The organism is Pseudomonas putida (assembly GCF_005080685.1).
Lineage (GTDB): Bacteria > Pseudomonadota > Gammaproteobacteria > Pseudomonadales > Pseudomonadaceae > Aquipseudomonas > Aquipseudomonas putida_V.
This window is the reverse complement of record NZ_CP039371.1, coordinates 1,651,099-1,677,060: the sequence shown is the minus strand read 5'-3', so window position 1 is coordinate 1,677,060 and position 25,962 is coordinate 1,651,099. Positions and strand designations below refer to the sequence as shown.

Here is a 25,962-nt window from a genome sequence, read left to right as displayed (position 1 = left end):
CCGGGGACAGTGAGGAAATTTTTTGCCTGTGGAGACCATTTTCGAGCCATCCGGAACCCGGAGCTGAAACGATAATCCCATGAAGCCAACCCGATCGAGGTGGGAGCGGCCTTGTGTCGCGAAAGGGCTGCAACGCAGCCCCCGATTTCAGCATGGCCGCAGAGATGGCCGGGGCCGCTGTGCGGCCCTTTCGCGACACGAGCCCGCTCCCACACAGGTCAGGTCGCCGCGCGGATCTCGCCAATCAACCCCTCAAGGCTATACCCCAAGCGCGGCGCCAGGGCCGCGGCCCGTGCCCGCAGGCCGTCCAGGTCCAACTGCTGCTCAAGATCCGCCGGCACCAGCAGGATCACATTACCCTCCTTCACCGGCAGCTCCCAGTAATGCCGCAGGTACAACCCGCGCAGCAGCGCCGCACCCAGCGGCCGGCCGTCATCGCTGGCCCATTGGTTGATCACCAGCCAGCCACCGGGGTTGAGCTGCTTCTGGCAGTTTTCCAGGAAGGTCCAGGCCAGGTGCCCGACGCCCGGGCCATGGTCGGTGTACAGGTCGACGAACAGCAGGTCGGTCTTTTCCGCCGTGGGCAGCAGGTCCAGGGCATCGCCGACCCGAACGTACAACCGAGGGTCGTCGTCCAGGCCCAGGTATTCCATGGCCAGGCGCGGCACGTCCGGGCGCAGCTCGATGGCCTCGATGTCTTCGAGCGGCAGGAACTTCATGCACGCCTGGGTCAGCGTGCCGGCGCCCAGGCCAAGGAACAACGCGCTTTCCGGTTGCTCATGGCACAACGCGCCGACCAGCATGGCGCGGGTGTAGTCGTACTCGAGCCAGCTGGGATCGGCGGTGAACACGCAGCTTTGCTCGATGGCATCGCCGAACTCGAGAAAGCGATAGTCCTCCACCTCGTACACGCTGATGACGCCGAAGGCATCCTCGACCCGAGCCAACAGCCGCTCTTCCCGCTCCGTCGCCATGTACTCGCCATCCACCCGCGTAAAACGCGCATTGTCCGTCAACGCCCTCGATGCAACAAGCACAGCGCCAGCTGTTAACATGGCAGGCAAGCCTATTCCCTACCTGATCGAGCCTGTGATGAACCACCCGTGGAGCCCCGACAGCTGGCGCGCCCTGCCGATCCAGCAGCAACCGACCTATCCCGACGCCGCGCACCTGGCGCGGGTCGAGCAGACCTTGGCCAGCTACCCGCCGCTGGTGTTCGCCGGCGAGGCGCGCGAGCTGCGCCGACAGTTCGCCGAGGTCACCGAAGGGCGCGCCTTCCTGCTGCAGGGCGGCGACTGCGCCGAGAGTTTCGCCGAGTTCTCGGCGGCGAAGATCCGCGACACCTTCAAGGTGCTGCTGCAAATGGCCATCGTGATGACGTTTGCCGCCGGTTGCCCGGTGGTGAAGGTGGGACGCATGGCCGGTCAGTTCGCCAAGCCACGCTCGGCGAATGACGAGACCATCGGCGACATCACCCTGCCCGCCTACCGCGGCGACATCGTCAATGGCATCGGCTTCGACGCCAAGAGCCGCGTACCCGACCCCGAACGCCTGCTGCAGGCCTACCACCAGGCCACCGCCAGCCTCAACCTGCTGCGCGCCTTCGCCCAGGGCGGCTTCGCCGACCTGCACCAGGTGCACAAGTGGAACCTGGACTTCATCGCCAACTCGGCGCTGGCCGACAAGTACCACCAACTGGCCAACCGCATCGACGAAACCCTGGCGTTCATGCGCGCCTGCGGCCTGGACAGCGCCCCGCAACTGCGCGAAACCAGCTTCTTCACCGCCCACGAGGCGTTGCTGCTCAACTATGAAGAAGCCTTCGTGCGCAGCGACAGCCTGACCGGCGACTACTATGACTGCTCGGCGCACATGCTGTGGATCGGCGACCGCACGCGCCAGCTCGACGGCGCCCACGTCGAGTTCCTGCGCGGGGTGCACAACCCGATCGGGGTGAAGGTCGGCCCAAGCATGGACTCCGAGGAGCTGATCCGCCTCATCGACATCCTCAACCCATCGAACGACCCAGGCCGCCTGAACCTGATCGTGCGCATGGGCGCCGGCAAGGTCGGCGAGCACTTGCCGCGGCTGATCCGCACCGTCGAGCGCGAGGGACGCAAGGTGTTGTGGAGCTCCGACCCGATGCACGGCAACACCATCAAGGCCAGCAGCGGCTACAAGACCCGCGATTTCGCGCAGATCCTCGACGAAGTGAAGCAGTTCTTCCAGGTGCACCAGGCCGAGGGCAGCCATGCCGGCGGGATTCATATCGAGATGACCGGGCAGAACGTCACCGAATGCATTGGGGGTGCCCGGCCGATCACCGAAGACGCCTTGTCCGATCGCTATCACACCCACTGCGACCCGCGCATGAATGCCGATCAGTCGCTGGAGCTGGCATTCCTGATTGCCGAGACCTTGAAGCAAGTCCGGCGCTAAATCGTTCGCGGCGGTTCGATGCCCCGACAAGCCCGCTCCCACAGGATCAGCGCCGATTCCAAGGTCGGCGCTGATCCTGTGGGCGCGGGCTTGTCGGGGCGCCGAACCGCCACGAAAGGGCCGGCACTTGCACCCGGGCTTCCCTTCATTTGCGCAGAGGATCATCCCAGAACGGCCGATCGGCCTCCTGCATGATGTCGGCACGGCTCAAGCCCAGGTCCTGCAGTGTCGCATCACTGAGGCTGGCCAACTCGCGGCGCTGGCGATACAACTGGTGCCAGCGCGCCACACGCCGGTACGCCCCTTGCCACAGGTGGGTGAAAGAGAATGCAGGTTGCTGGATGCTGCTGACATGACCTTTCATCGTGAAGCCCTCCGTGTTTGATGGCTTCAGTTTCGGCGTGGGCTTAAGATCAATCCAACGAATGTTTCTGATGCGATCCATCTCGGAGATTGATGCAATGTCCCAGTACCAGAGCCTCGACGCGGACGTGCTGCGTACCTTCGTCGCCATCGCCGAGCAAGGCGGCTTCACCCGTGCCGGAGAAGTGGTGAACCGCACCCAGTCGGCGGTGAGCATGCAGATGAAGCGCCTGGAGGAGGACATCCTGCAGCGCCAGCTGTTTTTGCGCGATGGCCGCCAGGTACGCCTGACCGCCGAGGGGCAAGTGCTGCTGGGCTATGCCCGGCGCATCCTCAAGCTGCATGGCGAGGTGTTCAACACCCTGCGCATGCCGCACATGGTCGGCCTGGTGCGCATCGGTACGCCGGACGACTACGCCATGCGCTTCCTGCCGACCATCCTGTCGAGCTTCGCCCAGGCCTACCCGCTGGTGCAGGTGGAGGTGCATTGCGACTCGTCGAAGCAGCTGATGCTGCGCCAGGACCTGGACCTGACCATCGTCACCCGCGAGCCGGGCAACGAGGTGGGCCAGCTACTGCGCCAGGAGCGCCTGGTCTGGGCGGCCGCCGAAGGCTTCTGCCCGCACGAGCAACGGCCCATGCCGCTGGCGCTGTTCAATACCGATTGTTTCTGCAGGGCCTGGACCTGCAATGCCCTGGAAGCCCAGGGCATCGATTACCGCATCGCCTACACCAGCCCCAGCCTGGCGGCGATCTTCGCCGTGGTCACGGCCGGGTTGGCGGTGACCGCGCAGCTGCAGAGCCTGATCGGCGGCAACGTGCGCATCCTCGGGGAAAGCGAGGGGTTGCCCCAATTGCCGTTGGCCAATGTGATGCTGCTGCGCAATACGCAAAGCCAGTCGCCGATCACCGACTGCATGGCCGAGTACATCGTCGAAGGGTTCCAGTGATCCACCCCGCAAGCCCCCGCGACCATTGTGGAACAACCTGTGGGAGCGGCCTGTGGGAGCGGCCTTGCGTCGCGATTGGGCCGCAAAGCGGCCCCCTGCCCCCTCAAAGCTCGTAAGCCAACATCACCGCGCACACCACCAAGAACACGCAGAACATCCCCCGCAACACCTTCTCCGGCAGCGCATGAGCCAGCTTCACCCCCCAACTGATGCTCAGCAACCCACCGATGGCCAACGGTATCCCGATACTCCAGTCGACACTGTGGTGCAGCCCATAGGTCACCAGCGTCACCGTGGTACTGGGCGCCGCCAGCGCCAGCGACAAGCCCTGCGCCACCACCTGGGTAGTGCCGAACACGCTGGTCAGGATCGGCGTGGCCACCACTGCCCCGCCCACGCCGAACAAACCGCCCATGGCCCCGGCGAAACTGCCCAGCACGCCCAGCCATGGCCAGGCATAGCGCAGCTCGTTGCTGGCCGGGGCAACCTTGAGGAACATCCGCGCCACGTTCCACACCGCCAGCGCCACCAGGAAGCCAACGAACCCCAGGCGCATCGAGTGGGCATCGAGCCCCACCGCGAAAATCGACCCCAGCCAGGCGAACAGGAAGCTACACAGCGACAGCGGCAACGCATGGCGCAACTCGATGCGGATGCGCTGGTGGTAGCGCCACAGCGCCAGCAGCACGTTAGGCACGACCATCACCAGCGCGGTACCCTGCGCCAGTTGCTGGTCCAGGCCGAACAATACCCCCAGCGCCGGAATGGCGATCAACCCGCCGCCAATGCCGAACAAACCACCCATGGTCCCCAGGCCGGCGCCCAGCACGATATACATCAACCACTCGATCATCAGGGCCTCATCCACCTGCGTTATCAATGCGAGCATGCTAACGACTGCGGCCTGGCAGGGAAACGCACAGCAGCGCACAATGGCTTTGCGTTTCATGCATAAGCACGGTACCCATGAGCCCCGACACCCTGACCGACCAACTGAGCCTGTTCCTCGACGTGCTCGAAACCGGCAGCTTCTCCGCCGCTGCCCGCCGCCATCCACTGACGCCGTCGGCAGTCGCCCGGCGCATCGACAGCCTGGAACAGGCCGTGGGCAGCCGTCTGTTCACCCGCAGCACCCACGCCGTGCGGGCCACGCCGGCCGGCAACGCCTTCGCCGAACGCGCCAGGCGCATCATCGAAGAGTTGCGCCTGGCCCGCGCCGAGGCGGTGTCGCTGAGCAACGCGCCGGAAGGCTTGATCCGCGTCGACGCCCCCGCCCCCTTCGGCCGCCGCCACCTGGCTCCGGCGATCGCCGACTTCCTGGTGGCCTACCCAGGCCTGGACGTGCAACTGCGCCTGATCGACAGCTTCGTCGACCTGCGCGGCAGCCATCTTGGCGAAGTCGACCTGGTGCTACGTGCCGGCCCTCTGGCCGACACCCGCCTGGTGGCCACGCCACTGGCGTACATGGTGCGCATCGCCTGCGCCAGCCCCGCCTACCTGGCCAGCCGGGGCATGCCCACCTGCCCCAGCGAGCTGGCGGGCCATGATGGCCTCGACTGGGCCGGCCTGGCGCCACCCTTCGCCTGGCGCTTCAACGTGGGCGGCCAGGCCCGCGTGTACAAGCCGACGCGCATGCGCATGACCGCCAACAATGCCGAGACGCTGCTGTTCGGCGCGATTAGAGGCCTGGGCATCGCTCACCTGCCCACCTGGCTGGTCAGCGAGTACCTGCTGCGCGGCGAACTGGTCCCGCTTTTTTGCCTGGATGGCCTACCCGAAGCAGAAACCAGCGGCATCTATGCACTGCGCCTGGAACATGAAACGAACTCTCGCAGCCGTTTGTTGCTCGAATTCCTCAAGAGCCGGTTCAGCCCGATCCCACCTTGGGACTTGGCGCTGCGCAGCGAATTACGTTGGTAGTGAGCGCGCCAACCATCAGCGTGCTAGATTCTCATCTGATCGAATTCAAGGACCTGCATGAACGCCGACATACAAGCCCCCTGTGACGAGCTGCTGTTGAACAACCAGGTCTGCTTCGCCCTGCACTCGACCTCGTTGCTCATGACCAAGGTCTACAAACCGCTGTTGCAGGCCCTGGGCCTGACCTACCCGCAATACCTGGCGATGCTGGTGCTGTGGGAACAGGATGGCCTCACCGTCGGGGAAATCAGCCAGCGCCTGCTCACCGACCCGGGCTCGCTGACCCCGCTGCTCAAGCGCCTGGAAAGCGAAGGCCTGCTCAAGCGCACCCGCAGCCGCGAAGACGAGCGCGTAGTGCTGGTGCAACTGACCGACAAGGGCCAGGCCCTGCGCCAAGACGCCAAGCGTGTACCGCAGTGCATCCTCGAAGCCAGCGGACAGACCGGCGAACGCCTGCGTCAGCTGCAAGCCGAATTGCTCGAACTACGCGACAACCTGCAAAAAAAGCTCTGACGACTACGCTGTGAAATGGCCGCTCGGATGAACGGCAGATAATTTATCTTGCGCGCAAACTAATTGCGCGCTAATTTAAATCCCGCACCCACCTGAGACGACCCGGACTACGCCGGGCGCACAGCACACTAGCGAGGCTCAAGATGCAAAAGGTCACTCCGCTGTACATCGCAGAAGCCACCTCCACCGGCGGTCGCGACGGCAAGTCCCGCTCCAGCGACGGCAAGCTGGAAGTCAAACTGAACACGCCCAAGGAGCTGGGCGGCGCGGGTGGTGAAGGCACCAACCCCGAGCAGTTGTTCGCCGCCGGCTACTCGGCCTGCTTCATCGGGGCACTGAAGTTCGTCGCCGGCCAGGCGAAAAAGGCCCTGCCGGCCGACGCCTCTATCACTGCCAAGGTCGGCATCGGCCAGATCCCCGGTGGTTTCGGCCTGGACATCGACCTGCACATCAACCTGCCGGGCCTGGCCCAGGCCGATGCCGAAGGGCTGGTGGAAAAAGCGCACCAGGTCTGCCCTTATTCCAATGCCACCCGTGGCAACGTGGATGTGCGGTTGCACGTGACGGTGTAAACCGCAGGCACAAAAAAACCCGGCCAAGGCCGGGTTTTTCATGCTCGTCGCAAGAAGAATTACTTCTTGGAACGGCCCTTGAAGCTGTTGTCGCGAGTGTCGATGTCGATCCACTCGTCGATCTGGATGAAGTCGGCAACCGAGATCTCGGTACCGTTCTTCAGCTTGGCAGGCTTCATCACCTTGCCCGAGGTGTCGCCGCGAGCAGCGTTCTCGGTGTAGACGACCTGACGGCTGATGGTGGTCGGCAGTTCTACCGATACCAGGCGGCCTTCGAAGAACACGGCTTCACAGACGTCTTCCATGCCTTCTTCGATGTATGGCAGAACGGCCTCGATGTCTTCGGCGTTCAGCTCGTACATGGTGTAGTCGGTGGTGTCCATGAAGGTGTACTCGTCACCGTTGATGAACGACAGGGTCGCTTCTTTGCGATCCAGGATCACGTCGTCCAGCTTGTCGTCGGCACCGTAGACGGTTTCGGTCTTGTAGCCGGTCAGCAGGTTCTTCAGCTTGGTCTTCATGATCGCGCTGTTACGGCCCGACTTGGTGAACTCAGCTTTCTGTACCAGCCACGGGTCGTTGTCGATACGCAGTACGGTACCGGGTTTCAGTTCTTTACCAGTTTTCATTACGAAGTATCCGAATCTGGATGGATTTATAAAAATCGAGGCCGCGTATCATAGCCAATTTCGGTAAAACTGTACCAGCTTCATGGCAAGGTCCGGCTGAGCGGCCTGATTGGCGCACCATTGGCGGCCATGCACCTGTAGTTCATCCCAGTGCGCCAGCACGGCGCGCCAGGCCTGATTCATGTCGCGATGCATGTTCCAGGCCCGCCACAACGCCACCAGTGCCTCCCCGGCATCTTCCGATAAACCTTGGCGATAAAGCGCTAGGAAGGCTTCGAGTTTTTCCCAGTGGGCGTTCTCTTCCTGGACGTAGATGTGCCACAGCAACGGGCGCCCCGCCCACTGCGCGCGAACGAACGAATCCTCGCCACGCACGGCATTGAAATCGCAGCACCAGAGCAACCGATCGTAATCGTCCTGGCTGACGAAGGGCAGGATCTGCACCGTCAACGACCCGCGCTGGCGCAGCGCCCCCACCGCCAGCGCATCCTCGCCGAGCCAGGTGCACAGGTCACCGAGGATTCGCCCTTGCGGCACCAGTAGATGGCTGGGGCGGGTGTCGCTGGCGAGGGCCTGGAGCCAGCCACCCAGCTGGGCGTTTTCGTAGGCGAACAACGAGATCAGCCGAGCGTCGGCCTCGGGGTGCACGCCCAGCCCGGCCAGAAACGCGGCGCGCTGGCCGGGATCGGCTGCGAACGCGGCCCGGCGCGCCAGCAAGGTGCCTTCGCGCAACAGGCCACCGGTCTTGTCCGTGAAGCCGGGGAAGAAGAACACCTTGCGCAGGCCGCCCGGCTGAGGCGATGGCAAGCCATGGCAGCCCTCGACCCAATCCTCGGCACTCAGGTACTCGAGATTGAGCCACAGGGCAGGCGTCGACCGCTGACCCATGGCCTCGATGTAGGCTGCAGGCAGTTGGCAACCGAAGGCGCCGATGACCACATCGGCAGGCTCGGCTGGCTGCCAGTCGGCCGGCCAGGCACGCACCTCGACACCTTGCTGCCATTGCTGGGCAGCGCTGGCATCGGCAGCGGGGCACAGCGGCACGAAGGCGGCCAGGTCGTCCACCCACAGGCGCACCGCCAGGTCATGTTCGGCTGCCAGTTGCCGGGCCAGGCGCCAGGTGACGCCGATGTCGCCATAGTTGTCGACGACCGTGCAGAAGATGTCCCAGGTGGTTTTCATGTGCCCTGCCCTTGCCCTCGGGTAAACCGCGAATTCTGCGCATAATTTATCGTGGGTTAAAGCACCGCCTCTGAAAAAACCGCCAGGGGGCGTGCGACAATAGCGCTCGACTCGCCTTGCCAGGAGGCCGCCATGCCGCGCCCGCGTGAACTGAAGATTACCCTCAAGCCCATGCAGTTGATTCTCTGCGTGGCCCTTGGCCTGTGGCTGGGCGCCGTAGCGGTGGCAGTGAGCACCTGGCTGGCCCTGCGCCTGTGGCCGGAACAGGCGCAGCCGGTAGCCGCCGTGCTAGCGCCCGCCCTGGCCCGCCCGGCACCACCGGCAGCGCCTGCAGCCGACGCCCAGGCGCAGATGTTCGAACGCTACCAGGACATCCTGCACCAGCAGGCGCTGCAACAGGCCGCCGACGCCGCCCAAGGCAACCCACGCAACCTGAACAGCCCCAAGTGCCAGTTCTGGCTGCAGCAAAACCGCACCGCGCCGACCGACAAGAGCCAGGCCAACGTGTTGGAGTTCTGCTACCGATGATGGACAAGATCACCCTGCTCGCGCGCATCGTCACCGCCTTGGAAGTCGACATGGAGGTGTTGCGCCGGGCAGCCCAGACGGCCTACGAGGCAGCGACCGCCGAAGAGAACATCGCCGAGAACAAGTACGACACCCTTGGCCTGGAGGCGTCCTACCTGGCGACCGGCCAGGCCCGGCGCACGGCCGAGATCCGCCAGGCGCTGCTCACCTACCAGCAACTGCTGTTGCGTGATTACGACCCGGCGCGGGGTGTGCAGGTCAGCAACCTGGTGACCCTCGAAGATGAACAGGGCGAGCAGCGCCTGCTGTTCCTCGGGCCCGAGGCGGCGGGGCTGAAGATTGGCGAAGGGGATGGGCTGGTGACGGTGATTACGCCGCGTTCACCCTTGGGGCAGCAGTTGCTGGGCAAGAAGGTCGATGATGAGGTGGGGCTGGGGACGCAGGTGTTCTATGTCATTGATGTAGCCTGAACGGGCCTCTTCGCGGGTAAACCCGCTCCTACAGGACTCGCGCTGTCCATGTAGGAGCGGCCTCGTGCCGCGATGGGGCGCGAAGCGGCCCCGGATCTTCGTCGCGTCCCGGATCCTGGGGCCGCGTTGCGGCCCATCGCGGCGCAAGGCCGCTCCTACCGTGAATTGTGTTGGCACGGCGGTGGTGGCGGGGTGACGGACCATCGCGGAGCAGTGTCAGCGCACCCCGCTAGCCTCCCGCCACCCCCCGCTCGGCAAACTGCTCTATTCAGCAGGCAATCAGCGGTCGATACTGCGCATCCAAGGCATCCGGCCTTGCTTCCAGCAGGAGATCAGCATGTCCAAGCAACTTACCCTCGAAGGCAAAGTCGCCTTCGTCCAAGGTGGCTCACGCGGTATCGGCGCGGCCATTGTCCGGCGCCTGGCCCGCGAAGGGGCTCAGGTCGCCTTCACCTACATCAGCTCTGCAGGCCCGGCCGAGGCCCTGGTCGAAGAGGTCAAGGCCGCTGGCGGCCAAGCCCTGGCCCTGCGCGCCGACAGTGCCGACGCCGCCGCGATCCAATTGGCGGTGGACGACACCGTGAAGGCTTTCGGACGCCTCGACATCCTCGTCAACAATGCCGGCGTGCTGGCCGTGGCACCGGTCGCCGAGTTCGACCTGGCCGAATTCGACCGCATGCTGGCCATCAACGTACGCAGCGTGTTCGTCGCCAGCCAGGCCGCCGCGCGCTACCTGGGCCAGGGTGGGCGCATCATCAACATCGGCAGCACCAATGCCGAGCGCATGCCGTTCGCCGGCGGCGCGCCCTATGCCATGAGCAAGTCGGCCCTGGTCGGCCTGACCCGCGGCATGGCCCGCGACCTGGGCCCACAGGGCATCACCGTGAACAATGTGCAACCTGGCCCGGTGGACACCGACATGAACCCAGCCAGCGGCGAATTCGCCGACAGCCTGATCCCGCTGATGGCCATCGGGCGGTATGGGCAAGCGGATGAAATCGCCAGTTTCGTCGCCTACCTCGCAGGGCCGGAGGCCGGCTACATCACCGGCGCCAGCCTGACTGCCGATGGTGGCTTCGCAGCCTGATAAACTGGGGCCTCGCGCCCCAAATTCCTTCTGATCACGAGAGACACATGAGTTCCCCTACCCTCAGCCGCGGGCTGATCCTGCTGATGGCCGTGGCCACCGGCCTGGCCGTGGCCAGCAACTACTACGCCCAACCCCTTCTGCACAGCATCGCCGAGCAATTCGGCCTGAGTACCGCCAGCGCCGGCAGCATCGTCATCGCCGCGCAACTGAGTTACGGCGCCGGCCTGTTGCTCTTGGCGCCCTTGGGCGATCTGTTCGAACAGCGCCGGCTGATCGTGATCATGACCACCCTTTCCGCCCTGGGCCTGGTGATCAGCGCCTGCGCGCCGAGCCTGCCCTGGCTGATCCTCGGCACAGCGCTGACCGGGCTGTTCTCGGTGGTGGCGCAGATTCTGGTACCACTGGCCGCGACCCTGAGCGAACCCCACCAGCGTGGACGCGCCGTGGGCACGCTGATGAGCGGCCTGCTGCTGGGCATCCTGCTGGCGCGCACCGCCGCCGGTTTCATGGCCGAACTCGGTGGCTGGCGCAGCATCTACGTGCTGGCGGCAGTCCTCATGGGCCTCAGTGCCATCGCGCTCTACCGCAGCCTGCCAAGCCATCACAACCACGCCGGCATGAAGTACCCGGCGCTGATCGGCTCGGTATTCCGCCTGTTCTGTGAAGAACCACTGTTGCGTCTGCGCTCGCTGCTTGGTCTGTTGGCATTCAGCCTGTTCGGGCTGTTCTGGACGCCGCTGGCGTTTCTCCTGGCCCGCGAGCCCTACCAGTATTCCGACGCGGTGATCGGCCTGTTCGGCCTGGCTGGCGCGGCGGGCGCACTCTCGGCCAACTGGGCCGGGCGCCTGGCCGACCGCGGCAAGGGCCCGCTGGGTACTACCGTGGGCCTGGGGGCGCTGCTGCTGTCGTGGGTGCCGCTGGGGTTCGCCGAACATTCACTGGCCGCGCTGCTGGTCGGGGTGCTGTTGCTGGACCTGGCGGTGCAGTTGGTGCACGTGAGCAACCAGAACGCGGTGATCGCCCTGCGCCCGCAGGCACGTACACGCATGAACGCAGGCTACATCACCTGCTACTTCATCGGTGGCGCGCTGGGCTCGCTGCTGGGCACGCAGCTGTTCCAGCACCAGGGCTGGACGGGCATCGTCGTGGCCGGCCTGACGATCGGCACCCTCGCACTGCTGGTATGGTGCCTGGCTGAAGCCAAGCGCAAACGGGCGCTGCACTCTGTCGTATGACGGTTGACTTGCCTGGCCTCGCGGAGCTCAGTAGGCGCTAGCCGACAGCCGCTCTCCGAGGGGACGAACGATGACCAGGCTCACAGTGCAATCTGGCGATTTCTTGCAGGGTGAAGGTGAGTTTCGCAACGGATCACTGACCCTCAAGACCCTGCGCAGCCCCTCGCCGGGCGAGCGCATTTCCCTGGCCCGGGTCAGCGATCTGCGCCTGGCCAGCCTGGAGACCAACCGCAGCCTGGGCACGGCCCTGGGCTGGGGCATGGCCGGGGCACTGGTGGCAGGGCCACTGGGGTTGCTGGCGGGTTTGTGGCTGGGTGGGCAGAAGGAGGAAGCGACCTTTTTGGCAACGTTCAAGGATGGGCGCAAGCTGATGGCCAGCACCGATGGCAAGACCTGGTCGAAGATCGACGACACCTGGCGGCAGCGGCAGCGGCCTGGGCTGTAGGAGCCTTTGTGGGGGCGCCTGATAAGATGGGCGCCTTTTGTCTGCGCCGGCCTCTTCGCGGGTAAACCCGCTCCTACAGAATCACCACCGCTCTTCAGGGCGCGGGTATGCCTGTAGGAGCGGGTTTACCCGCGAAGGGGCCGGCGCGATATCCCGCCTAGGAGCTCCACCGCATGCCCCTGCATCGCCCCCGCCTGCCCCTGAGCCTGCTCAGCCTGGGCCTGGCCCTGCACAGCCCCCATGGTTTGGCCGAAGACAGCGTGCAGTTGGCGCCCATCGAGGTCCAAGGCAGCGCCGTCGACGATGGCTACCAAGTGCAGCAGGCATCAGTGGGTGGCTTTCAGCCAGCGCCACTGCTCGACACACCGGCTTCGATCAGCGTGTTCGGCGAGCAACTGCTCAAGGACCGCCAGGTCCGCCTGCTCAGCGAGGTCTTGCAGAGCGATGCCTCGGTCGGCGAAAGCTACGCCCCGATCGGCTACTACGAAAACTTCAACGTACGCGGCTTCGAGTTGAACGCCGCCAGCAGCTACCGGATCAATGGCCGGACCATCGTCGGCGAGCAGAACGTGGCACTGGAGAACAAGCAGCAGGTCGAGTTGCTCAAGGGGCTGTCAGGCTTGCAGAACGGCGTGTCGGAACCCGGCGGGCTGATCGACTACGTGACTAAGCGCGCTGCCGACGTGCGCAGTGTGACGGTATCGACCAACGAACAAGGCGAGCGCTACCTGGCCACCGACCTCGGCGGCTGGTTCGGCAGCGAGCGACAGTTCGGCCTGCGGGTCAACCTCGCCCACGAAGACATCCGTTCCTACGTCGACCATGCCGATGGCAAGCGTGATTTCGCCTCGTTGGCCTTCGACTGGCAGATCAACCCCGACGCCACCCTGCAGCTGGACGCCGAGTACCAGCACCGCGAACAACGCTCGGTGCCGGGCTACCAATTGCTGGGCGGCAGCGAAGTACCGCATGGCATCGACCCAGACGACCGCCTGGCCTACCAGCACTGGGCAAAACCGGTGCAGAACGATTCGCTGAACCTTGGCGGGCGCTTCCTGTACCGCTTCAACGACACCTGGAGCGGCACGCTGAGCGCCTCGCGCAGCCAGGTGGTGATCGACGACTACAGCTCGTTTGCCTGGGGCAGCGAAAGCGGCTGGCAGTCGCATTTCAGCCCGGAAGGTGACTACGACATCTACGATTTCCGCAGCCCTGACGACACCCGCCGAACCGACGAGGTCCAGGCCACCCTCGATGGCCGCTTCGATGCCATGGGCGTTGCACACGCATTGACCCTCGGCACCAGTGCCCAGCGCCGCACCCTGGATCAGCGGCCTTATTACAACGAGCTGATAGGCAGCGGCAACCTCTACACCGGCGCGCCGAACCTGGAACCTTCCAGCAACCCCATCGGCAGCAGCGAGCGACGCCTGGACAGCCGACAGTACGGGCTGTTCGCCAGCGACCGCATCACCTTCAACGACCAATGGCAGGCCCTGGTCGGTGCCCGCGAAGTACGCCTGGACGAACGCACCTGGGACGAGGACGGCAACGCCGGGCGCCATACCCAGCAGTACCAACTGCTGCCCAATGCCGCGCTGATCTACACGCCACGCCCGGACACCACGCTCTACGCCAGCTATGCCAAGGGCCTGTCGGCCGGCGGCACGGCGCCGTGGTACGCCACCAACGCCAGTGAAATCCTCGCCCCGACGTTGTCGCACCAGTTGGAGCTGGGCATCAAGCGCGATTGGCAGGGCATGAGCTTCAGTGCCGCGCTGTTCCAGATCCGCCAGGCGTACCAGTACGCCAAGCCGCAAGGCAGTGACTTCGTCTATGTGCAGCAGGGCCAGCAGAAGAACATCGGTCTGGAGCTGGGCGCCAGCGGCTGGCTGACCTCGAAACTGCAGGTGCAGGCCAGCGCCGCGGCGATTCGCGCGCGGGTGAAGAACAGCGGCACCGAGGACTACGAAGGGCATCAGGCGATCAACGTGCCGCGCCTGCGGGCGGCGGTACAAGCCGACTACAGCCTGCCGGTGCCGGGCCTGGCCTTGCTTGCCGGGGCCCGCTACAGCGCCAGCAAGTACGCGAGCCAGGCGGGTAACGTCGAGGTGGGCGGGTATACCGTGTTCGATGTCGGCAGCCGCTACCGGACGCGGATCGCTGGGTATGACACGACGCTGCGGCTGACCGTGGACAACCTGTTCGACAAGCGCTACTGGCGCGACGTGGGCGATTACCTGGGGGACAACTACCTGTTCCAGGGGGCGCCGCGGACGGCGCGGTTGTCGGCTTCGGTGGAGTTCTGAGGGGCAGGTCGGGCCGCTTCGCGGCCCTATCGCCGGCAAGCCGGCTCCTACAGCGAGCTCGGCATAACCCGTAGGAGCCGGCTTGCCGGCGATAGGGCCTGCACAAGCCCCACAAAAGCAAAAAGCCCCCGCGCTTTTGAGCACGGGGGCTTTTCGGAATGTGGCGGTGAAGAAGGGATTTGAACCCTTGATACGATTTCTCGTATACACACTTTCCAGGCGTGCTCCTTCGACCACTCGGACACTTCACCGTTTTCTCTTCAAGCTGTTCAGCCTGTCGAGGCGCGCTAATTTAGTGGAACACCTTTCACTTGGCAAGCATTTTTTTCAGAAATTTCATGTGTTTAAGCCAACCCTACAAAAACATGGGGTTATCAGGGCAAAGCTGCCAATCAAGCCTGCGCTTTTACCAACGGCAAATGCCCTGCCCCGACGCGTCAAGGCATGCAGCCCAAACGCTGACTGGCCAGTCAACCTTGCCGCTTTACCTGGCTCGCAGCGCTGGGTAACGTCGGGACCACGCAACGTCGCCACCCAAAGGACTCTGTCATGAGCGAGCTGATTACCTACCACGCCGAAGATGGCATCGCCACCCTGACCCTGAACAACGGCAAGGTCAACGCCATCTCGCCAGACCTGATCATCGCCTTCAATGCCGCGCTCGACCGCGCCGTGCAGGAACGTGCGGTGGTGATCATCACCGGCCAGCCCGGCATTCTCTCCGGCGGCTACGACCTCAAGGTAATGACCAGCGGCCCCAAGGAAGCGGTCGGGCTGGTGACCGCCGGCTCCACCCTGGCGCGCCGCCTGCTGTCGCACCCGTTCCCGGTGGTGGTCGCCTGCCCGGGCAATGCCGTGGCCAAGGGGGCCTTCCTGCTCTTGTCGGCGGACTACCGCATCGGCGTCGAGGGGCCGTACAAGATCTGCCTGAACGAAGTGCAGATCGGCATGACCATGCATTACGCCGGCATCGCCCTGGCGCGTGATCGTCTGGGCCGCGCGGCCTTCCAGCGTTCGGTGAACAATGCCGAGGTGTTCGACCCACAGGCGGCGGTGCAAGCCGGCTTCCTCGACCGCGTGGTGCCAGCCGAGCAACTGCATGAAACCGCCCTGGCCGCCGCGCGCGAGCTGAAGAAACTGAACATGCTGGCGCACAAGAACACCAAGCTGAAGGTGCGCAAGGCATTGCTCGACGAGCTGGACGACGCGATCATTCGGGACCAGGAATACACGGGCTGAAACCTGGCCACCGCGATTCCCCTGGACTTGCCACGATCCCCGTGTAGGAGCGGCCTAGCGCCGCGATGGGGCGCGCAGCGGCCCCAATATCTCGGCAACACGGTAGATAGCCGGGGCTGCTGCGCAGCCCATCGCGGCGCAAGGCCGCTCCCACAAGGCCGCTCTGTACTGCCCCGGACGCAAGGTTTGCCCCAGACAGTGCACAGTCGTACACTGCACCGCGACTGTCTGGTGTGAGTCGTATCATGCTTTATTCGCTTCGCATGTTCCTGCTGGCCGTACATTTTCTGCTGGTGGGCGTCGTCGGCCTGCTGATCGGTCTGTGCCGCCCTTTCAACCCTGACAACAGCCGCCTCTTCGCCCGCCTCTACAGCCTGCCGGCAACCTGGCTCATGCGCCTGCGGGTCAAGGCCGAGGTCGGCCCGTTGTGGGACCAGCCGCCCGGCTGCGTGATCATCGCCAACCACCAGTCCAATTTCGACCTGTTCGTGCTCGGTCACGTGGTACCCCAACGCACCGTCGCCATCGGCAAGAAGAGCCTGGGCTGGATCCCGCTGTTCGGCCAGCTGTTCTGGCTCGGCGGCAACGTGCTGGTGGATCGCAGCAACGCCTACCAGGCCCGCAAGGCGCTGCAGCTGACCACGCGAATCCTGCGCGACGACACCTCGATCTGGATCTTTCCGGAAGGCACGCGCAACCGCAGCGTGCAACTGCTGGCATTCAAGAAAGGCGCGTTTCACATGGCCATCGCCGCCGGCGTGCCGATCGTGCCGGTGTGCGTCAGCCGCTATGCCCGGCGCCTGAGCCTGAACAGCTGGCGCCGGCGCACGGTGATCGTGCGCTCGTTGCCACCGATCAGCACGGCTGGCATGACCCAGCAAGACATCCCGGCGCTGATCGAACAATGCCGCGCGCAGATGCAACAGAGCATCGAACGCATGGAAAGCGAGCTGGCCAACCCGCGCTGAGTTGCCCTCGCGCCGCGAACCGACCAAGCTGTAGGGCGTGTTCAACCGAATAAGCGGACAACCATGGGTCGAGTCGTCGCAGCGGCGGTGTACAGCGCCGGCAGGAAAGTCACCAACATCAGCATCGATGAAGGCAGCGAGTGGGCGAGCAAGCCCGGGCACTTCGTATGGATCGGCCTGGAAGAACCCAACGCCGAGGAACTGGCCAATCTGCAATGCCAGTTCCACCTCCACGAACTGGCCATCGAGGACGCCCTGGAAAAGCACAGCCGACCCAAGCTGGAAACCTTCGGCGACGCACTGTTCATCGTCACCTATTCACCGGTGCGCCACGAAGGTCGGCTGGAATTCATCGAAACCCATATCTTCGCCGGCAACGGCTACATCATCACCTGCCGCAACGGCCACTCCAAGTCCTACGCCCTGGTGCGCCAGCGCTGCGAGGCGCGGCCATTGCTGCTCGAGCACGGCGAGGACTTCGTGCTCTACGCCCTGCTCGACTTCGTCACCGAGAACTACCAGCCGGTCAGCGAAGCCATTCATGGCGAGATCGAGGAGCTGGAGCAGAGCGTGCTCAGCAACTCCCTCCAGGAAGAAGACATCCAGCGCCTGCACAGCCTGCGACGCGACATCCTGCGCCTGCGCCGCTACGTGGCGCCGATGGTCGAGGTGAGCGAAGAACTGCAGCGCCTGAGCTTTCCGTTCATCGACAAGAACATGCGCCCGTATTTTCGCGATGTGCAGATCCACGTCACGCGGCAGATGGAAGACCTGGCGAGCATCCGCGACATCGCCAGCCAGACCATCGAGATCGGCATGCTGCTGGAGGCATCACGGCAGAGCATCGTGCAGCGCAAGTTCGCAGCCTGGGCCGCGATCCTGGCCTTCCCCACGGCGATTGCCGGGATCTATGGGATGAACTTCCAGAACATGCCCGAGCTGGGCTGGCACTATGGGTATTTCACCGTGCTGGGGGTCATTGGCCTGGGGTGCGCGGGGCTGTATGCGAGCTTCAAGCGGTCGGGTTGGCTGTAGATCGCCGGGGCCGCTTTGCGGCCCATCGCGGCACAAGGCCGCTCCTACAGATGATCGCGCGATCCCTGTCGCCGCGATGGGTGGGCTGCGAAGCAGCCCCCGGCCATTAAGCGGCGCTGTCGTTGGCCTTGCTGATCGGGTGCTGGATGAAGCGCAGCATCCACTCGCCGACCAGGTCGCCCTGGTGCTCGGTGGCCAGGCTGGCGATGGCCTTGTGGTACACCTCGTCGCCCAGGTACTGCTGACGCGCATCGAGCAGTGCCCGGGAATAGTCGTGGACGAACTCCGGGTGGCCCTGGAAGCACAGCACCTGGTCGCGGATGTGGTACGCGGCGTTCGGGCAGAAATCGCTGGAGGCGATGACCGTGGCGCCTTCCGGCAGCTCGGTGACCTGATCCTGGTGGCTGATGAGCAGGGTCAGCTCGGACACTTCCGGGTCCATCCACGGCGCATGGGCGGCCAGTGAGTAGCGGTGGATGCCCACACCCCAGCCCTGCTCGGCGCGCTCGGCCTTGCCGCCGAGGGTCAGCGCCAGCAGCTGGTGGCCGAAACACACGCCCAGCAACTTCTCGCCGCGCTCGTAGAGCTTGAGCAGGTAGGCCTTGAGGGTCTGGATCCAGGGATCGCTACCGAACGAATCGGCCTTGCTGCCCGTCACAAGGTAAGCATCGTAGGATTCATCGTCCGGGGGGTAGTCCCCGTTCATCACGTTGTAGACGAAAAACTGCGCTGCGATCGGCTGACGCGAAAACAGCTGCTCGAACATCCTTCCGTAGCCCTGATACTGCGCGGTCAGTTCCGGTCGCAGGACATCGGTTTCAAGGATGCAGATGCGTAACGACATAGGGATAGTCCTGGACGACATGTGTGGAAAACTGTTGTAGAGACTGACGCGAAAGACACGTACAAGCAAGTAGGCCGCACTGACGAACGGTCACATTTTGTCGGGGTGACGCAAGCATGGCTGCAACTGTCTAGCCGGAGCATGACAGCTAGATGGCCATTGGCCTCATAGCCACGAAATATTAGGGCAGTTGCTGCTTAGTACAAAGGGTTCTGAAACAGGGATGATGTTCACCCTACTGTTGGTTGTATATCCACTTACAAGAGGCAAGCGGCCCAGGCGTTAGCGTTACGCCACCGCGATCGACCCGAAGCACGACAAGGAAGCCCCCGGGTATTCAGGAATAACAACAAGAAGGCGGTCCGCCATGTTCAGACAATCGAAAGTTCGCCAAGCTGGGCTCATTCTGTTCGCCACCACGCTGCTGCTGATCCTGCCGAACCTCACACGCCTGTTCGGATGATCGACGCTGTGGCCTTGTTCGCAGTGCGCAGGTAACCTGCCGACCTCTATGGTTGGAGTCTTGCCATGCGCCACTGCCTAGCCCTCCTGGCCCTGCTGCTGAGCCTACCTCTGCATGCCGCGCAATTGCACCTGGAACTGGGCGATACGTCGCGCACCTGGAGCAGTGAAGCGCTGTTGGTCCATGCCCAGGCCAAGGACATCAACGTCGATCAGGACGTGTCGTACAAACGGCCGATGCAGTATCGAGCCGTGCCGCTGGCAGCGTTGCTCGATGGCGTGAACGCCGGCGACCATCTGCAGGCCGTGGCACTGGATGGCTTTGCTGCCGAGATGCCGGCCGGGCCACTGCTGCAAAAAGGCCCCGCGCAGGCGTGGCTGGCTGTCGAAGACCCCGCCCACCCCTGGCCTGCGCTGGCGCCTGGCAAGCCCGGCGCCGGGCCGTTCTACCTGGTATGGAGCAACCCGCAGGCGGGCGCCATCAGGCCCGAGCAATGGCCCTTCCAGATCGCCACGATTCGCCGCCTGGCGCCTGTGGAGCAACGCTTTCCCGCACTGCTACCGGACCCTGCCCTGCCGGCCAACGATGCGGTGCGCCAGGGCTTTGCCCTGTTCCAGCAAAATTGCCTGGTGTGCCACCGGCTCAATGGTGCGGGGGACGCGCAGTTCGGGCCGGACTTGAACGTGCCGCACAACCCGACCGAGTATTTCCAGCCGGGGTATCTGCGCCAGTACATTCGTGATCCGCAAAGTTTGCGCCAGTGGCCACAGGCGAGGATGCCGGGGTTTGCCGAAGGTGTGTTGAGCGATCAGGAGCTGGATGCGTTGCTGGCCTATCTGGGGCATATGGCCAAGCGTAGGCCCTGAAGTTTGCGGCGGCCTCTTCGCGGGGCAAGCCCGCTCCCACAGGGCCCTCACAGTCCTTGAATGGGGTGAGTACCTGTGGGAGCGGGCTTGCCCCGCGAAGAAGCCACCGCAGAAGGTTCAGGCAATCGGCCGCTCATGCTTGACGCCCCACCCTTCGACCTCACCGCCATAGGGCGATACGACCTGTTCGAAGGTTTCCTCGAAATCCCCGATACCACCGTAGGTGGCATACATGACCTTGCTCAGTTCGAGGTGCCAAGCGCCGTCATCGAGCTCGCGTACCTGGGCATTGAGCGACTCGCCGCGAAACTGCCTCGCCGCCCGCCGCGCCCCGGCTTCGTCGGGGAATACGGCGTAGAACTCGATGGGATGGATGCGGGTGAAGTCGAAACCGCCAGCTTTCATCTGGCGCAGGACATTGCTGCTGATATCGTCGTTCTGGCTGCTCATGAATCGTCCTCCTACAAGCGATGGATAGACTTTCCGTGCACTGCGCACCCCCGGCGAGGCCAGCAGGTGGAGTTGATCGAGCTGATGCAAGACGCGAATCGGAACGGTACGGCCCGCAAAGTAGACCATTACCTTCAACCAGCGTAGTGCCTGCGAGGGCGCTACGCCACTACGCCACTACGTCGCTCAGGATGCTTCCTGGATACGGGTGATGGTCACGCCGCTCTGTTCCTTGAGCCAGCGCGCCGTGGGGGATGTGCTGCGGTCCTGGAAATCGTTGAGGTCCAACTCATCCATGACCGGGAACAGGTGCGAACGAATGGCCCGCGCCGCATCTTCTTCGCTGGGGCGCTCATCGGCCCGCAACAGCAGCGACGTCGGTTCGCCTTTCTGGTCGGCAAAGATGACTTCCCACGCTTTCATTGAACGAGCCCTCTCAGTCAAGAAACACCAGTGTGTGATGCCTGTATACCTTGACCTTGAAGCAATGGCGTTCGTTCAGTCGTGGCGTGGGGGGCCGCCAGGCGGCCCCCGTCTGCCCTACTTCGGCGTACCGTGGACCACACCGGCGGTGTTGTCCAGCAGGCTCTTGGTGGCGGTCTGGATGAACGCTTCGAGCTTTTTCAGCATTTCGGGCTGGTCCGGGCTTTCGATCAGCTCGGCCTTGAACTGGCTGCCCAGCTGGTAGCGGTACAGACGCGGGCTCATGTCCTTGGACTCGATGAGGATGCGATCACCCTGCACCAGGCCAACGATCTGCTCGCTACCGGACGGCTTGATCATGCCTACGCCCTGATCGCCTGCGGGCAGGTTGAGCAGGTCGCGGCCCCAGCACTGATGGCGGGTCTGGCCACCGAGGCGACCCATGATGGTCGGCACGATGTCGACCTGGGTGCCCACGGTGTGGTCGACGGCACCGAACTTTTCCTGGATGCCTGGGGCGATCAGCAGCAGCGGTACGTTGAAACGGCCCAGGTCGAGTTCGGTGACCTGGTCGTGGTTGCCGAAGCCGTGGTCGCCAACGATCACGAACAGGGTGTCCTTGAAGTACGGCTCCTTGCGCGCCTTCTCGAAGAACTGGCCCAACGCCCAGTCGGAGTAGCGCATGGCGGTCAGGTGCTCGTCCAGGCGGCCTTGGCCTGTGACCTTCTCGACCGGCAGGTCCTTGGGCAACGCATACGGGGTGTGGTTGGACAGGGTCTGCAGCAGCGCGTAGATCGGCTTCTTGCCGTCGTGCTTGGCCAGCTCCTCGGCGCCGCGGTCGAACATGTCCTGGTCGGACACGCCCCAGGTCGGGTCGGAGAACACCGGGTCGACGAAGTCGTTGCGGCCGATGAAGGTGGTCATGCCCTGGTTGCCGAAGAATCCGGACTGGTTGTCCCAGGCGAAGTCGCCGTTGTAGACGTAGACGTCGTCGTAGTCACGAGCGCTGAGCAGGGCCGGCAGGCCGGAGAGCTTGTGGCCACCTTCTGGCGTCTGCATCAGGTATTCGAAACCTGGCAGGTTGGGGAAGCAGGCCATGGTGGCGAACATGCCCTGGTGGGTATGGGTACCGTTGGAGAAGAAGCGGTCGAACAACAGCCCCTCCTTGGCCAGCTTGTCGAAGTACGGGGTGATGTTGTTCGGGCTGCCCAGGGCACCGACCGAGTGACCGGCGAAGCTCTCCATGAGGATCACCACGACGTTCTTGACCGGCAGGGTGCGGTCGGCCGGCGGCAGGAAGTCGCGGCGCACGGCGGCTTCGTCGGCATCGACCAGCGTGTCGTGCGGGGTCAACAGCAGGTCACGCACGCTCTGCTGGGCCACTTCCTGGTCGAGTACCGGCTTCCAGATGTTGGCGCGGTCTTCGCCGAAGCGGCTCTTGGCGGCGTCGATCAAGGTCAGGGTGCCGTTCAGGCCCAGCTGGTTGACGAAGTTCGAGTCGGTGGTGAAGGCGTCGCCCCAGCGCATCGGCGGGCCCTGGCGCAGGGTACCGCGCGCCGCCACCACGGCCACCAGCAAGATCACCATGAACACCGCCAGGCGGTTGTACCAGGCGGTCGGCGCGACCACACGGTCGCTGCGGGTCAGGCGGTCGATGCCCTTGAACAACAGGCTCAGCAGCCAGGTACCGAACAGCCACGCCAGCAGGTAGCGCACTACCGGGAAGCCGTACCAGAGCATGCTCAGCACGGTCTTGGGGTCTTCCTTGATGTACTGGAAGACCAGGCCGTTCAGGCGCTGGTGGAACTCGCGGTAGAAGTCCATCTCCATCAGGCCGAGGAACATCACGATGCTGGCGGACAGGGTCAGCCAGAAGCGGAAGAAACCTCGACGGGCCATGGCCCAGGGGCTCAGGATGGCCAGCAGCAGCGGGATGCTCAGGTACACCACCACCCGCAGGTCGAAACGCAGGCCATTGAGGAAACCCTCGGCGACGGTCGAATAGGGGGTGTCACCGATCATGTCGCTGTTGTAGACCAGCAGTGCCAGACGCACGAGGCTGAGCATGAGCATGATCACCAGCCCGCTGAGCAGCGTATAGGCCAGGTGGGACTTCAGGGTAGGCGCGTAGAAGGCTCGCGCGCCCTGTTGCTTCAGGGCATCCGTGTTAGCCATGAATGGAGGGATCCTAGGATTGCGGTTTGCGAAGAGGTGCGGGTTAAGACCAACGCAGCATTGTGCGGCGGGGATTCTGTTTAAAACAATGTGAAAATTTTGTCACTGGGCTGTTTCGGACTTTGTCTGGACCGCACCTCTCACTGCCGACCAGTGCCTGCCGGTTCAGATCCGCACATCGCCCCGCGGCCCGGCAATGGCCCAGATCACCAGGCCGATCACCGGCAACAAGGCGATCAGCAGGATCCACAGGACCTTGACGCCAATCTCGCGGGGGCTCTTGATCACATTGAGGATGGCCCAGATATCCAGGGCCAGGATGATCAGCCCGACCAAACCGTTGAATGTGGACCCCATGGGCCTGCTCCCTTGCAAGTGGTTGCTGCACAGCATAGCCCTATCGGGGCAATAGAAGGGAATCCTTGGCCGTTTCGGTCGGTCAGTGAATAGACTGCTACAAAGACCAGTGAAGAGGTGCCCATGCCCCCAGCCAATACCCAATCCGCCCAGCCCGGCAACCCGTCCGGCAACCTGCTGCAGGCCTGGCGCCAACAGGCCTTGGATTCACCCTGGGTCAGTGCCGGCCTGGGCGTGACGCTGCTGGTGGTGCTGGCTCTGCTGGCGATCAGCGTGTGGAATGCGTTGAATGGCGAGCATTCGCACAACCTGCACCTGGCGGCGCTCGGCGGGCTTTCCGGCTTTGCCGCCACGGCCCTGGGCGCGCTGTTGGCGGTGGTGCTGCGCGACGTCAGCGCACGCAGCCAGGACGTGATGCTCGGCTTCGCTGCGGGGATGATGCTCGCCGCCAGCTCGTTCTCGCTGATTCTGCCAGGGCTCGACGCAGCCCGGGAAATCACTGGCAACGGGCCGGCTGCGGCCTTCACCGTGGTCCTGGGCATGGGCCTTGGCGTGCTGCTGATGCTGGGCCTGGACCGCTTCACCCCGCACGAGCACGAAACCGTCGGTGCCTGCGGGCCGCATTCGGACCGGATCAGCCGGGTATGGTTGTTCGTGCTGGCGATCACCTTGCACAATCTGCCTGAAGGCATGGCCATCGGCGTGAGCTTCACCAATGGCGACATGAACATTGGCCTGCCGCTGACCAGCGCCATCGCCATCCAGGACATTCCAGAAGGCCTGGCAGTGGCCATGGCCCTGCGAGCGACGGGGCTGTCCAACTTGAAGGCGGCGTTGGTGGCGGTCGGTTCGGGCTTGATGGAGCCGCTGGGTGCGGTGATCGGGCTGGGGATTTCGACCGGCTTCGCCCTCGCCTATCCGGTGAGCATGGGGCTTGCGGCGGGGGCGATGATTTTCGTGGTGTCGCACGAGGTGATTCCGGAAACCCACCGCAACGGGCACCAGACGTCGGCTACCCTGGGGTTGATGGGTGGGTTTGCGGTGATGATGTTTCTGGATACTGCGTTGGGCTGAGGGTCTGCATCGCCTGGGCTGGCCTCTTCGCGGGCAAGCCCGCTCCTACAGGATTACCCCAATTTCGAATTCGGTGCGGTCCCTGTGGGAGCGGGCTTGTCCCGCGAAGAGGCCAGCGTAGATATCAGACGTGCACCGCGACCTTCAACGCCTCCAGCGCCGGCTCCACCTTGATCCCCACCTCGGCCCCCAGCTCCAGCACCCGCGCCAGGTCCTGCTGGCCAACCATCACCATCTGCAGCTCATCATCGAGCAACTGGCTGAAATTGAGCAGCACATAGCCCCCCGCTTCCTTGTTCAGCGCGCCCATCTGCACCTGGATGCGGTTGAGCGCAGTCAGAGCTTCGGTGCGGGCAAGCTGCTTGGGCTTGAGGGTGAACGGCACGCTCTGGTCGAACGAGTCGCTGATCTGCTGGAACAGGTCCTGATAGCTGTCGGCCTGGAACACCACGGTGTCCGGCAGGCTGCCGAGCACGACCCACTCCCCCAGCGGGATCGGGAAGCTGTCGTCGTAGTTGATGTCCGGATTGGCGGCCAGGAAAGCGGCAGGGTCGGCGTAGGCCTGGGCGGCCTCGTCGGCGATGCGCTCGATGTCTTGCTCGCGCATGCAGCCGGCGCCGATGAGGCTGATGAATTCGAGCAACTGGTTTTTCATGAAGGGGGCCTGCGACGGGTGAAAAGTCGCCAAGGATAGCCGCAAACGCCCCCGGACGGTTAGCCGGCCAGCGCTTGCAGACGTGCCGCCGCCTCCACCGCGCCCATGGTCTGGGCTGCCATCAGCGCAGTGGCGCCGCGGGCATCCTGGTGCGCCGGGTTGGCACCCTGGGCCAGCAGGTACTCGAGGATCTCGCCCCGGTTGAACATTGCCGCCAGCATCAACGCGGTACGCCCGTCCTGCGCAGCGGCATCCACCGGCACGCCGTGCTCGAGCAGCAGCTTGATCATTGTCAGGTCGCCCTTGAACGCCGCCCCGGCAATCGGCAGTTGGCCATTGTCGTTGGCAATCAGCGGGTCGGCGCCATGGGCCAGCAGCACCCGCACCGCAGCGTGGTGGCCGTGGTAGCTGGCGAGCATCAGCAGGGTGTCGCCCTTGTGGTTGCGCAGGTTAGCCGGCAGACCGCTGGCCAGCAGACGCTCGAGCATCTCGGCATCGCCCTGGCGGGCACGCTCGAATACCTGCTCGGCGAACGCCGCCGCTTCGTCCTGGCTCATCTGGGTGGGCGTTTGTTGTGCGGACATCTGAACCTCCTGGCCTGAAAGATTGCCCAAGTGTTCGTCAGGCAAGCGCGACGGGTCAAAGGTTCAGAATCTATCGGGGCGATAGCTTCGTGCAAATTGCACTGTGCAAAAATGCACGACCTTGCAGGCTGCACGAAAGGCATTCTGAAAAAATATCGCAAGATACTGATTTTAAAGGCTTTTA

At 64.1% G+C, this 25,962-nt stretch carries 28 protein-coding genes and 1 tRNA gene; 16 read left to right on the top strand and 13 right to left on the bottom strand.

Features of this window, described 5'->3' with window-relative positions; genetic code table 11:
- Positions 1 to 218 precede the first annotated feature (218 nt).
- Positions 219 to 974 carry a spermidine synthase gene (locus E6B08_RS08020; protein ID WP_136913530.1) on the bottom strand — a complete coding sequence of 252 codons (756 nt, stop codon included), beginning with the start codon at positions 972 to 974 and terminating at the stop codon, positions 219 to 221.
- 118 nt (positions 975 to 1,092) lie between these two features.
- On the opposite strand from E6B08_RS08020, the gene E6B08_RS08015 reads away from it, so the two are divergent.
- The gene (locus E6B08_RS08015; protein ID WP_136917352.1) at positions 1,093 to 2,439 is read left to right on the top strand and encodes a class II 3-deoxy-7-phosphoheptulonate synthase; all 1,347 of its coding nucleotides are present in this window, start codon (positions 1,093 to 1,095) and stop codon (positions 2,437 to 2,439) included.
- Positions 2,440 to 2,584: 145 nt separating this feature from the next.
- Here the strand turns inward: E6B08_RS08015 and E6B08_RS08010 are convergent, their stop codons facing one another.
- Positions 2,585 to 2,803 carry a DUF1127 domain-containing protein gene (locus E6B08_RS08010; protein ID WP_136913529.1) on the bottom strand — a complete coding sequence of 73 codons (219 nt, stop codon included), beginning with the start codon at positions 2,801 to 2,803 and terminating at the stop codon, positions 2,585 to 2,587.
- Positions 2,804 to 2,900: 97 nt separating this feature from the next.
- Between E6B08_RS08010 and E6B08_RS08005 the strand changes: the two genes are divergently transcribed.
- Complete coding sequence (locus tag E6B08_RS08005; RefSeq protein ID WP_136913528.1) at positions 2,901 to 3,752, top strand: LysR substrate-binding domain-containing protein; 852 nt, start codon at positions 2,901 to 2,903, stop codon at positions 3,750 to 3,752.
- Positions 3,753 to 3,855: 103 nt separating this feature from the next.
- On the opposite strand, the gene E6B08_RS08000 is transcribed toward E6B08_RS08005, so the two are convergent.
- Entirely contained in the window at positions 3,856 to 4,605 is a 750-nt protein-coding gene (locus E6B08_RS08000) for a sulfite exporter TauE/SafE family protein (protein WP_136917351.1), read from the bottom strand.
- 113 nt (positions 4,606 to 4,718) lie between these two features.
- Here E6B08_RS08000 and E6B08_RS07995 point away from each other — a divergent pair, with 113 nt between their 5' ends.
- The 3 genes from E6B08_RS07995 (at position 4,719) to E6B08_RS07985 (ending at position 6,757) form a co-directional block, all read left to right on the top strand.
- Positions 4,719 to 5,672, top strand: coding sequence for a LysR family transcriptional regulator (locus E6B08_RS07995; protein WP_136913527.1), 954 nt, complete (start codon positions 4,719 to 4,721; stop codon positions 5,670 to 5,672).
- Between the two features lie 57 nt (positions 5,673 to 5,729).
- The gene (locus E6B08_RS07990; RefSeq protein ID WP_136913526.1) at positions 5,730 to 6,185 is read left to right on the top strand and encodes a MarR family winged helix-turn-helix transcriptional regulator; all 456 of its coding nucleotides are present in this window, start codon (positions 5,730 to 5,732) and stop codon (positions 6,183 to 6,185) included.
- A gap of 143 nt (positions 6,186 to 6,328) precedes the next feature.
- A complete protein-coding gene (locus E6B08_RS07985; protein WP_136913525.1) occupies positions 6,329 to 6,757 on the top strand; it encodes an organic hydroperoxide resistance protein in 429 nt (142 codons plus the stop codon).
- Positions 6,758 to 6,816: 59 nt separating this feature from the next.
- Here the strand turns inward: E6B08_RS07985 and efp are convergent, their stop codons facing one another.
- Both efp and earP read right to left on the bottom strand, forming a co-directional pair.
- A complete protein-coding gene (gene efp / locus E6B08_RS07980; protein WP_013971530.1) occupies positions 6,817 to 7,386 on the bottom strand; it encodes an elongation factor P in 570 nt (189 codons plus the stop codon).
- Between the two features lie 48 nt (positions 7,387 to 7,434).
- The gene (earP, locus tag E6B08_RS07975) at positions 7,435 to 8,568 is read right to left on the bottom strand and encodes an elongation factor P maturation arginine rhamnosyltransferase EarP (RefSeq protein WP_136913524.1); all 1,134 of its coding nucleotides are present in this window, start codon (positions 8,566 to 8,568) and stop codon (positions 7,435 to 7,437) included.
- 132 nt (positions 8,569 to 8,700) lie between these two features.
- Here earP and E6B08_RS07970 point away from each other — a divergent pair, with 132 nt between their 5' ends.
- The 6 genes from E6B08_RS07970 to E6B08_RS07945 all read left to right on the top strand — a co-directional run bounded on the left by E6B08_RS07970 (position 8,701) and on the right by E6B08_RS07945 (position 14,645).
- Positions 8,701 to 9,096, top strand: coding sequence for a hypothetical protein (locus tag E6B08_RS07970; RefSeq protein WP_136913523.1), 396 nt, complete (start codon positions 8,701 to 8,703; stop codon positions 9,094 to 9,096).
- Positions 9,096 to 9,566: a GreA/GreB family elongation factor gene (locus E6B08_RS07965; protein ID WP_136917350.1), complete on the top strand. Its 471-nt coding sequence runs from the start codon at positions 9,096 to 9,098 to the stop codon at positions 9,564 to 9,566. The genes E6B08_RS07970 and E6B08_RS07965 overlap by 1 nt, the downstream gene beginning before the upstream one ends.
- Positions 9,567 to 9,903: 337 nt before the next feature.
- Entirely contained in the window at positions 9,904 to 10,653 is a 750-nt protein-coding gene (locus E6B08_RS07960) for a 3-oxoacyl-ACP reductase family protein (protein WP_136913522.1), read from the top strand.
- Between the two features lie 47 nt (positions 10,654 to 10,700).
- Positions 10,701 to 11,891 carry an MFS transporter gene (locus tag E6B08_RS07955; RefSeq protein ID WP_136913521.1) on the top strand — a complete coding sequence of 397 codons (1,191 nt, stop codon included), beginning with the start codon at positions 10,701 to 10,703 and terminating at the stop codon, positions 11,889 to 11,891.
- 70 nt (positions 11,892 to 11,961) lie between these two features.
- Entirely contained in the window at positions 11,962 to 12,336 is a 375-nt protein-coding gene (locus E6B08_RS07950; protein WP_136913520.1) for a hypothetical protein, read from the top strand.
- A gap of 173 nt (positions 12,337 to 12,509) precedes the next feature.
- Positions 12,510 to 14,645 (top strand): TonB-dependent siderophore receptor, encoded by a 2,136-nt coding sequence (locus tag E6B08_RS07945; RefSeq protein ID WP_136913519.1) that lies wholly within the window; start codon positions 12,510 to 12,512, stop codon positions 14,643 to 14,645.
- A gap of 161 nt (positions 14,646 to 14,806) precedes the next feature.
- Here E6B08_RS07945 and E6B08_RS07940 read toward each other — a convergent pair.
- Positions 14,807 to 14,896, bottom strand: a tRNA-Ser gene (locus E6B08_RS07940).
- A 298-nt stretch (positions 14,897 to 15,194) separates the two neighbouring features.
- On the opposite strand from E6B08_RS07940, the gene E6B08_RS07935 reads away from it, so the two are divergent.
- From E6B08_RS07935 to E6B08_RS07925, 3 genes are all read left to right on the top strand, one after another.
- Entirely contained in the window at positions 15,195 to 15,884 is a 690-nt protein-coding gene (locus E6B08_RS07935) for a crotonase/enoyl-CoA hydratase family protein (RefSeq protein ID WP_136913518.1), read from the top strand.
- Positions 15,885 to 16,129: 245 nt separating this feature from the next.
- A complete protein-coding gene (locus tag E6B08_RS07930) occupies positions 16,130 to 16,852 on the top strand; it encodes a lysophospholipid acyltransferase family protein (protein WP_136913517.1) in 723 nt (240 codons plus the stop codon).
- A 63-nt stretch (positions 16,853 to 16,915) separates the two neighbouring features.
- On the top strand, positions 16,916 to 17,887 hold the full coding sequence (locus E6B08_RS07925; protein ID WP_136913516.1) for a magnesium and cobalt transport protein CorA: 972 nt from the start codon (positions 16,916 to 16,918) through the stop codon (positions 17,885 to 17,887).
- Between the two features lie 106 nt (positions 17,888 to 17,993).
- On the opposite strand, the gene E6B08_RS07920 is transcribed toward E6B08_RS07925, so the two are convergent.
- A complete protein-coding gene (locus tag E6B08_RS07920; RefSeq protein WP_136913515.1) occupies positions 17,994 to 18,731 on the bottom strand; it encodes an amidotransferase in 738 nt (245 codons plus the stop codon).
- A 528-nt stretch (positions 18,732 to 19,259) separates the two neighbouring features.
- Here E6B08_RS07920 and E6B08_RS07915 point away from each other — a divergent pair.
- Positions 19,260 to 20,060, top strand: coding sequence for a c-type cytochrome (locus E6B08_RS07915; RefSeq protein WP_136913514.1), 801 nt, complete (start codon positions 19,260 to 19,262; stop codon positions 20,058 to 20,060).
- 117 nt (positions 20,061 to 20,177) lie between these two features.
- On the opposite strand, the gene E6B08_RS07910 is transcribed toward E6B08_RS07915, so the two are convergent.
- The 4 genes from E6B08_RS07910 to E6B08_RS07895 form a co-directional block, all read right to left on the bottom strand.
- Positions 20,178 to 20,510 carry a ribonuclease E inhibitor RraB gene (locus E6B08_RS07910; RefSeq protein WP_136913513.1) on the bottom strand — a complete coding sequence of 111 codons (333 nt, stop codon included), beginning with the start codon at positions 20,508 to 20,510 and terminating at the stop codon, positions 20,178 to 20,180.
- A gap of 186 nt (positions 20,511 to 20,696) precedes the next feature.
- On the bottom strand, positions 20,697 to 20,933 hold the full coding sequence (locus tag E6B08_RS07905) for a hypothetical protein (RefSeq protein ID WP_136913512.1): 237 nt from the start codon (positions 20,931 to 20,933) through the stop codon (positions 20,697 to 20,699).
- Positions 20,934 to 21,050: 117 nt separating this feature from the next.
- Positions 21,051 to 23,108, bottom strand: coding sequence for an LTA synthase family protein (locus tag E6B08_RS07900; RefSeq protein ID WP_136913511.1), 2,058 nt, complete (start codon positions 23,106 to 23,108; stop codon positions 21,051 to 21,053).
- Between the two features lie 165 nt (positions 23,109 to 23,273).
- Positions 23,274 to 23,465 (bottom strand): PLDc N-terminal domain-containing protein, encoded by a 192-nt coding sequence (locus E6B08_RS07895; RefSeq protein ID WP_133330873.1) that lies wholly within the window; start codon positions 23,463 to 23,465, stop codon positions 23,274 to 23,276.
- A 123-nt stretch (positions 23,466 to 23,588) separates the two neighbouring features.
- Here E6B08_RS07895 and E6B08_RS07890 point away from each other — a divergent pair, with 123 nt between their 5' ends.
- Positions 23,589 to 24,539, top strand: coding sequence for a ZIP family metal transporter (locus tag E6B08_RS07890; RefSeq protein ID WP_136913510.1), 951 nt, complete (start codon positions 23,589 to 23,591; stop codon positions 24,537 to 24,539).
- Positions 24,540 to 24,663: 124 nt separating this feature from the next.
- On the opposite strand, the gene E6B08_RS07885 is transcribed toward E6B08_RS07890, so the two are convergent.
- Together E6B08_RS07885 and E6B08_RS07880 are read right to left on the bottom strand one after the other, a co-directional pair.
- Entirely contained in the window at positions 24,664 to 25,194 is a 531-nt protein-coding gene (locus tag E6B08_RS07885) for a hypothetical protein (RefSeq protein ID WP_136913509.1), read from the bottom strand.
- A 59-nt stretch (positions 25,195 to 25,253) separates the two neighbouring features.
- The gene (locus tag E6B08_RS07880) at positions 25,254 to 25,778 is read right to left on the bottom strand and encodes an ankyrin repeat domain-containing protein (protein ID WP_136913508.1); all 525 of its coding nucleotides are present in this window, start codon (positions 25,776 to 25,778) and stop codon (positions 25,254 to 25,256) included.
- Positions 25,779 to 25,962 lie beyond the last annotated feature (184 nt).

Bases quoted from the DNA above. Each gene is read 5' to 3' on its own strand.
- E6B08_RS08020 (WP_136913530.1), bottom strand. From the start codon at position 974: ATGGCGACGGAGCGGGAAGAGCGGCTGTTGGCTCGGGTCGAGGATGCC.
- E6B08_RS08015 (WP_136917352.1), top strand. From the start codon at position 1,093: ATGAACCACCCGTGGAGCCCCGACAGCTGGCGCGCCCTGCCGATCCAG.
- E6B08_RS08010 (WP_136913529.1), bottom strand. From the start codon at position 2,803: ATGAAAGGTCATGTCAGCAGCATCCAGCAACCTGCATTCTCTTTCACC.
- E6B08_RS08005 (WP_136913528.1), top strand. From the start codon at position 2,901: ATGTCCCAGTACCAGAGCCTCGACGCGGACGTGCTGCGTACCTTCGTC.
- E6B08_RS08000 (WP_136917351.1), bottom strand. From the start codon at position 4,605: ATGATCGAGTGGTTGATGTATATCGTGCTGGGCGCCGGCCTGGGGACC.
- E6B08_RS07995 (WP_136913527.1), top strand. From the start codon at position 4,719: ATGAGCCCCGACACCCTGACCGACCAACTGAGCCTGTTCCTCGACGTG.
- E6B08_RS07990 (WP_136913526.1), top strand. From the start codon at position 5,730: ATGAACGCCGACATACAAGCCCCCTGTGACGAGCTGCTGTTGAACAAC.
- E6B08_RS07985 (WP_136913525.1), top strand. From the start codon at position 6,329: ATGCAAAAGGTCACTCCGCTGTACATCGCAGAAGCCACCTCCACCGGC.
- efp (WP_013971530.1), bottom strand. From the start codon at position 7,386: ATGAAAACTGGTAAAGAACTGAAACCCGGTACCGTACTGCGTATCGAC.
- earP (WP_136913524.1), bottom strand. From the start codon at position 8,568: ATGAAAACCACCTGGGACATCTTCTGCACGGTCGTCGACAACTATGGC.
- E6B08_RS07970 (WP_136913523.1), top strand. From the start codon at position 8,701: ATGCCGCGCCCGCGTGAACTGAAGATTACCCTCAAGCCCATGCAGTTG.
- E6B08_RS07965 (WP_136917350.1), top strand. From the start codon at position 9,096: ATGGACAAGATCACCCTGCTCGCGCGCATCGTCACCGCCTTGGAAGTC.
- E6B08_RS07960 (WP_136913522.1), top strand. From the start codon at position 9,904: ATGTCCAAGCAACTTACCCTCGAAGGCAAAGTCGCCTTCGTCCAAGGT.
- E6B08_RS07955 (WP_136913521.1), top strand. From the start codon at position 10,701: ATGAGTTCCCCTACCCTCAGCCGCGGGCTGATCCTGCTGATGGCCGTG.
- E6B08_RS07950 (WP_136913520.1), top strand. From the start codon at position 11,962: ATGACCAGGCTCACAGTGCAATCTGGCGATTTCTTGCAGGGTGAAGGT.
- E6B08_RS07945 (WP_136913519.1), top strand. From the start codon at position 12,510: ATGCCCCTGCATCGCCCCCGCCTGCCCCTGAGCCTGCTCAGCCTGGGC.
- E6B08_RS07935 (WP_136913518.1), top strand. From the start codon at position 15,195: ATGAGCGAGCTGATTACCTACCACGCCGAAGATGGCATCGCCACCCTG.
- E6B08_RS07930 (WP_136913517.1), top strand. From the start codon at position 16,130: ATGCTTTATTCGCTTCGCATGTTCCTGCTGGCCGTACATTTTCTGCTG.
- E6B08_RS07925 (WP_136913516.1), top strand. From the start codon at position 16,916: ATGGGTCGAGTCGTCGCAGCGGCGGTGTACAGCGCCGGCAGGAAAGTC.
- E6B08_RS07920 (WP_136913515.1), bottom strand. From the start codon at position 18,731: ATGTCGTTACGCATCTGCATCCTTGAAACCGATGTCCTGCGACCGGAA.
- E6B08_RS07915 (WP_136913514.1), top strand. From the start codon at position 19,260: ATGCGCCACTGCCTAGCCCTCCTGGCCCTGCTGCTGAGCCTACCTCTG.
- E6B08_RS07910 (WP_136913513.1), bottom strand. From the start codon at position 20,510: ATGAGCAGCCAGAACGACGATATCAGCAGCAATGTCCTGCGCCAGATG.
- E6B08_RS07905 (WP_136913512.1), bottom strand. From the start codon at position 20,933: ATGAAAGCGTGGGAAGTCATCTTTGCCGACCAGAAAGGCGAACCGACG.
- E6B08_RS07900 (WP_136913511.1), bottom strand. From the start codon at position 23,108: ATGGCTAACACGGATGCCCTGAAGCAACAGGGCGCGCGAGCCTTCTAC.
- E6B08_RS07895 (WP_133330873.1), bottom strand. From the start codon at position 23,465: ATGGGGTCCACATTCAACGGTTTGGTCGGGCTGATCATCCTGGCCCTG.
- E6B08_RS07890 (WP_136913510.1), top strand. From the start codon at position 23,589: ATGCCCCCAGCCAATACCCAATCCGCCCAGCCCGGCAACCCGTCCGGC.
- E6B08_RS07885 (WP_136913509.1), bottom strand. From the start codon at position 25,194: ATGAAAAACCAGTTGCTCGAATTCATCAGCCTCATCGGCGCCGGCTGC.
- E6B08_RS07880 (WP_136913508.1), bottom strand. From the start codon at position 25,778: ATGTCCGCACAACAAACGCCCACCCAGATGAGCCAGGACGAAGCGGCG.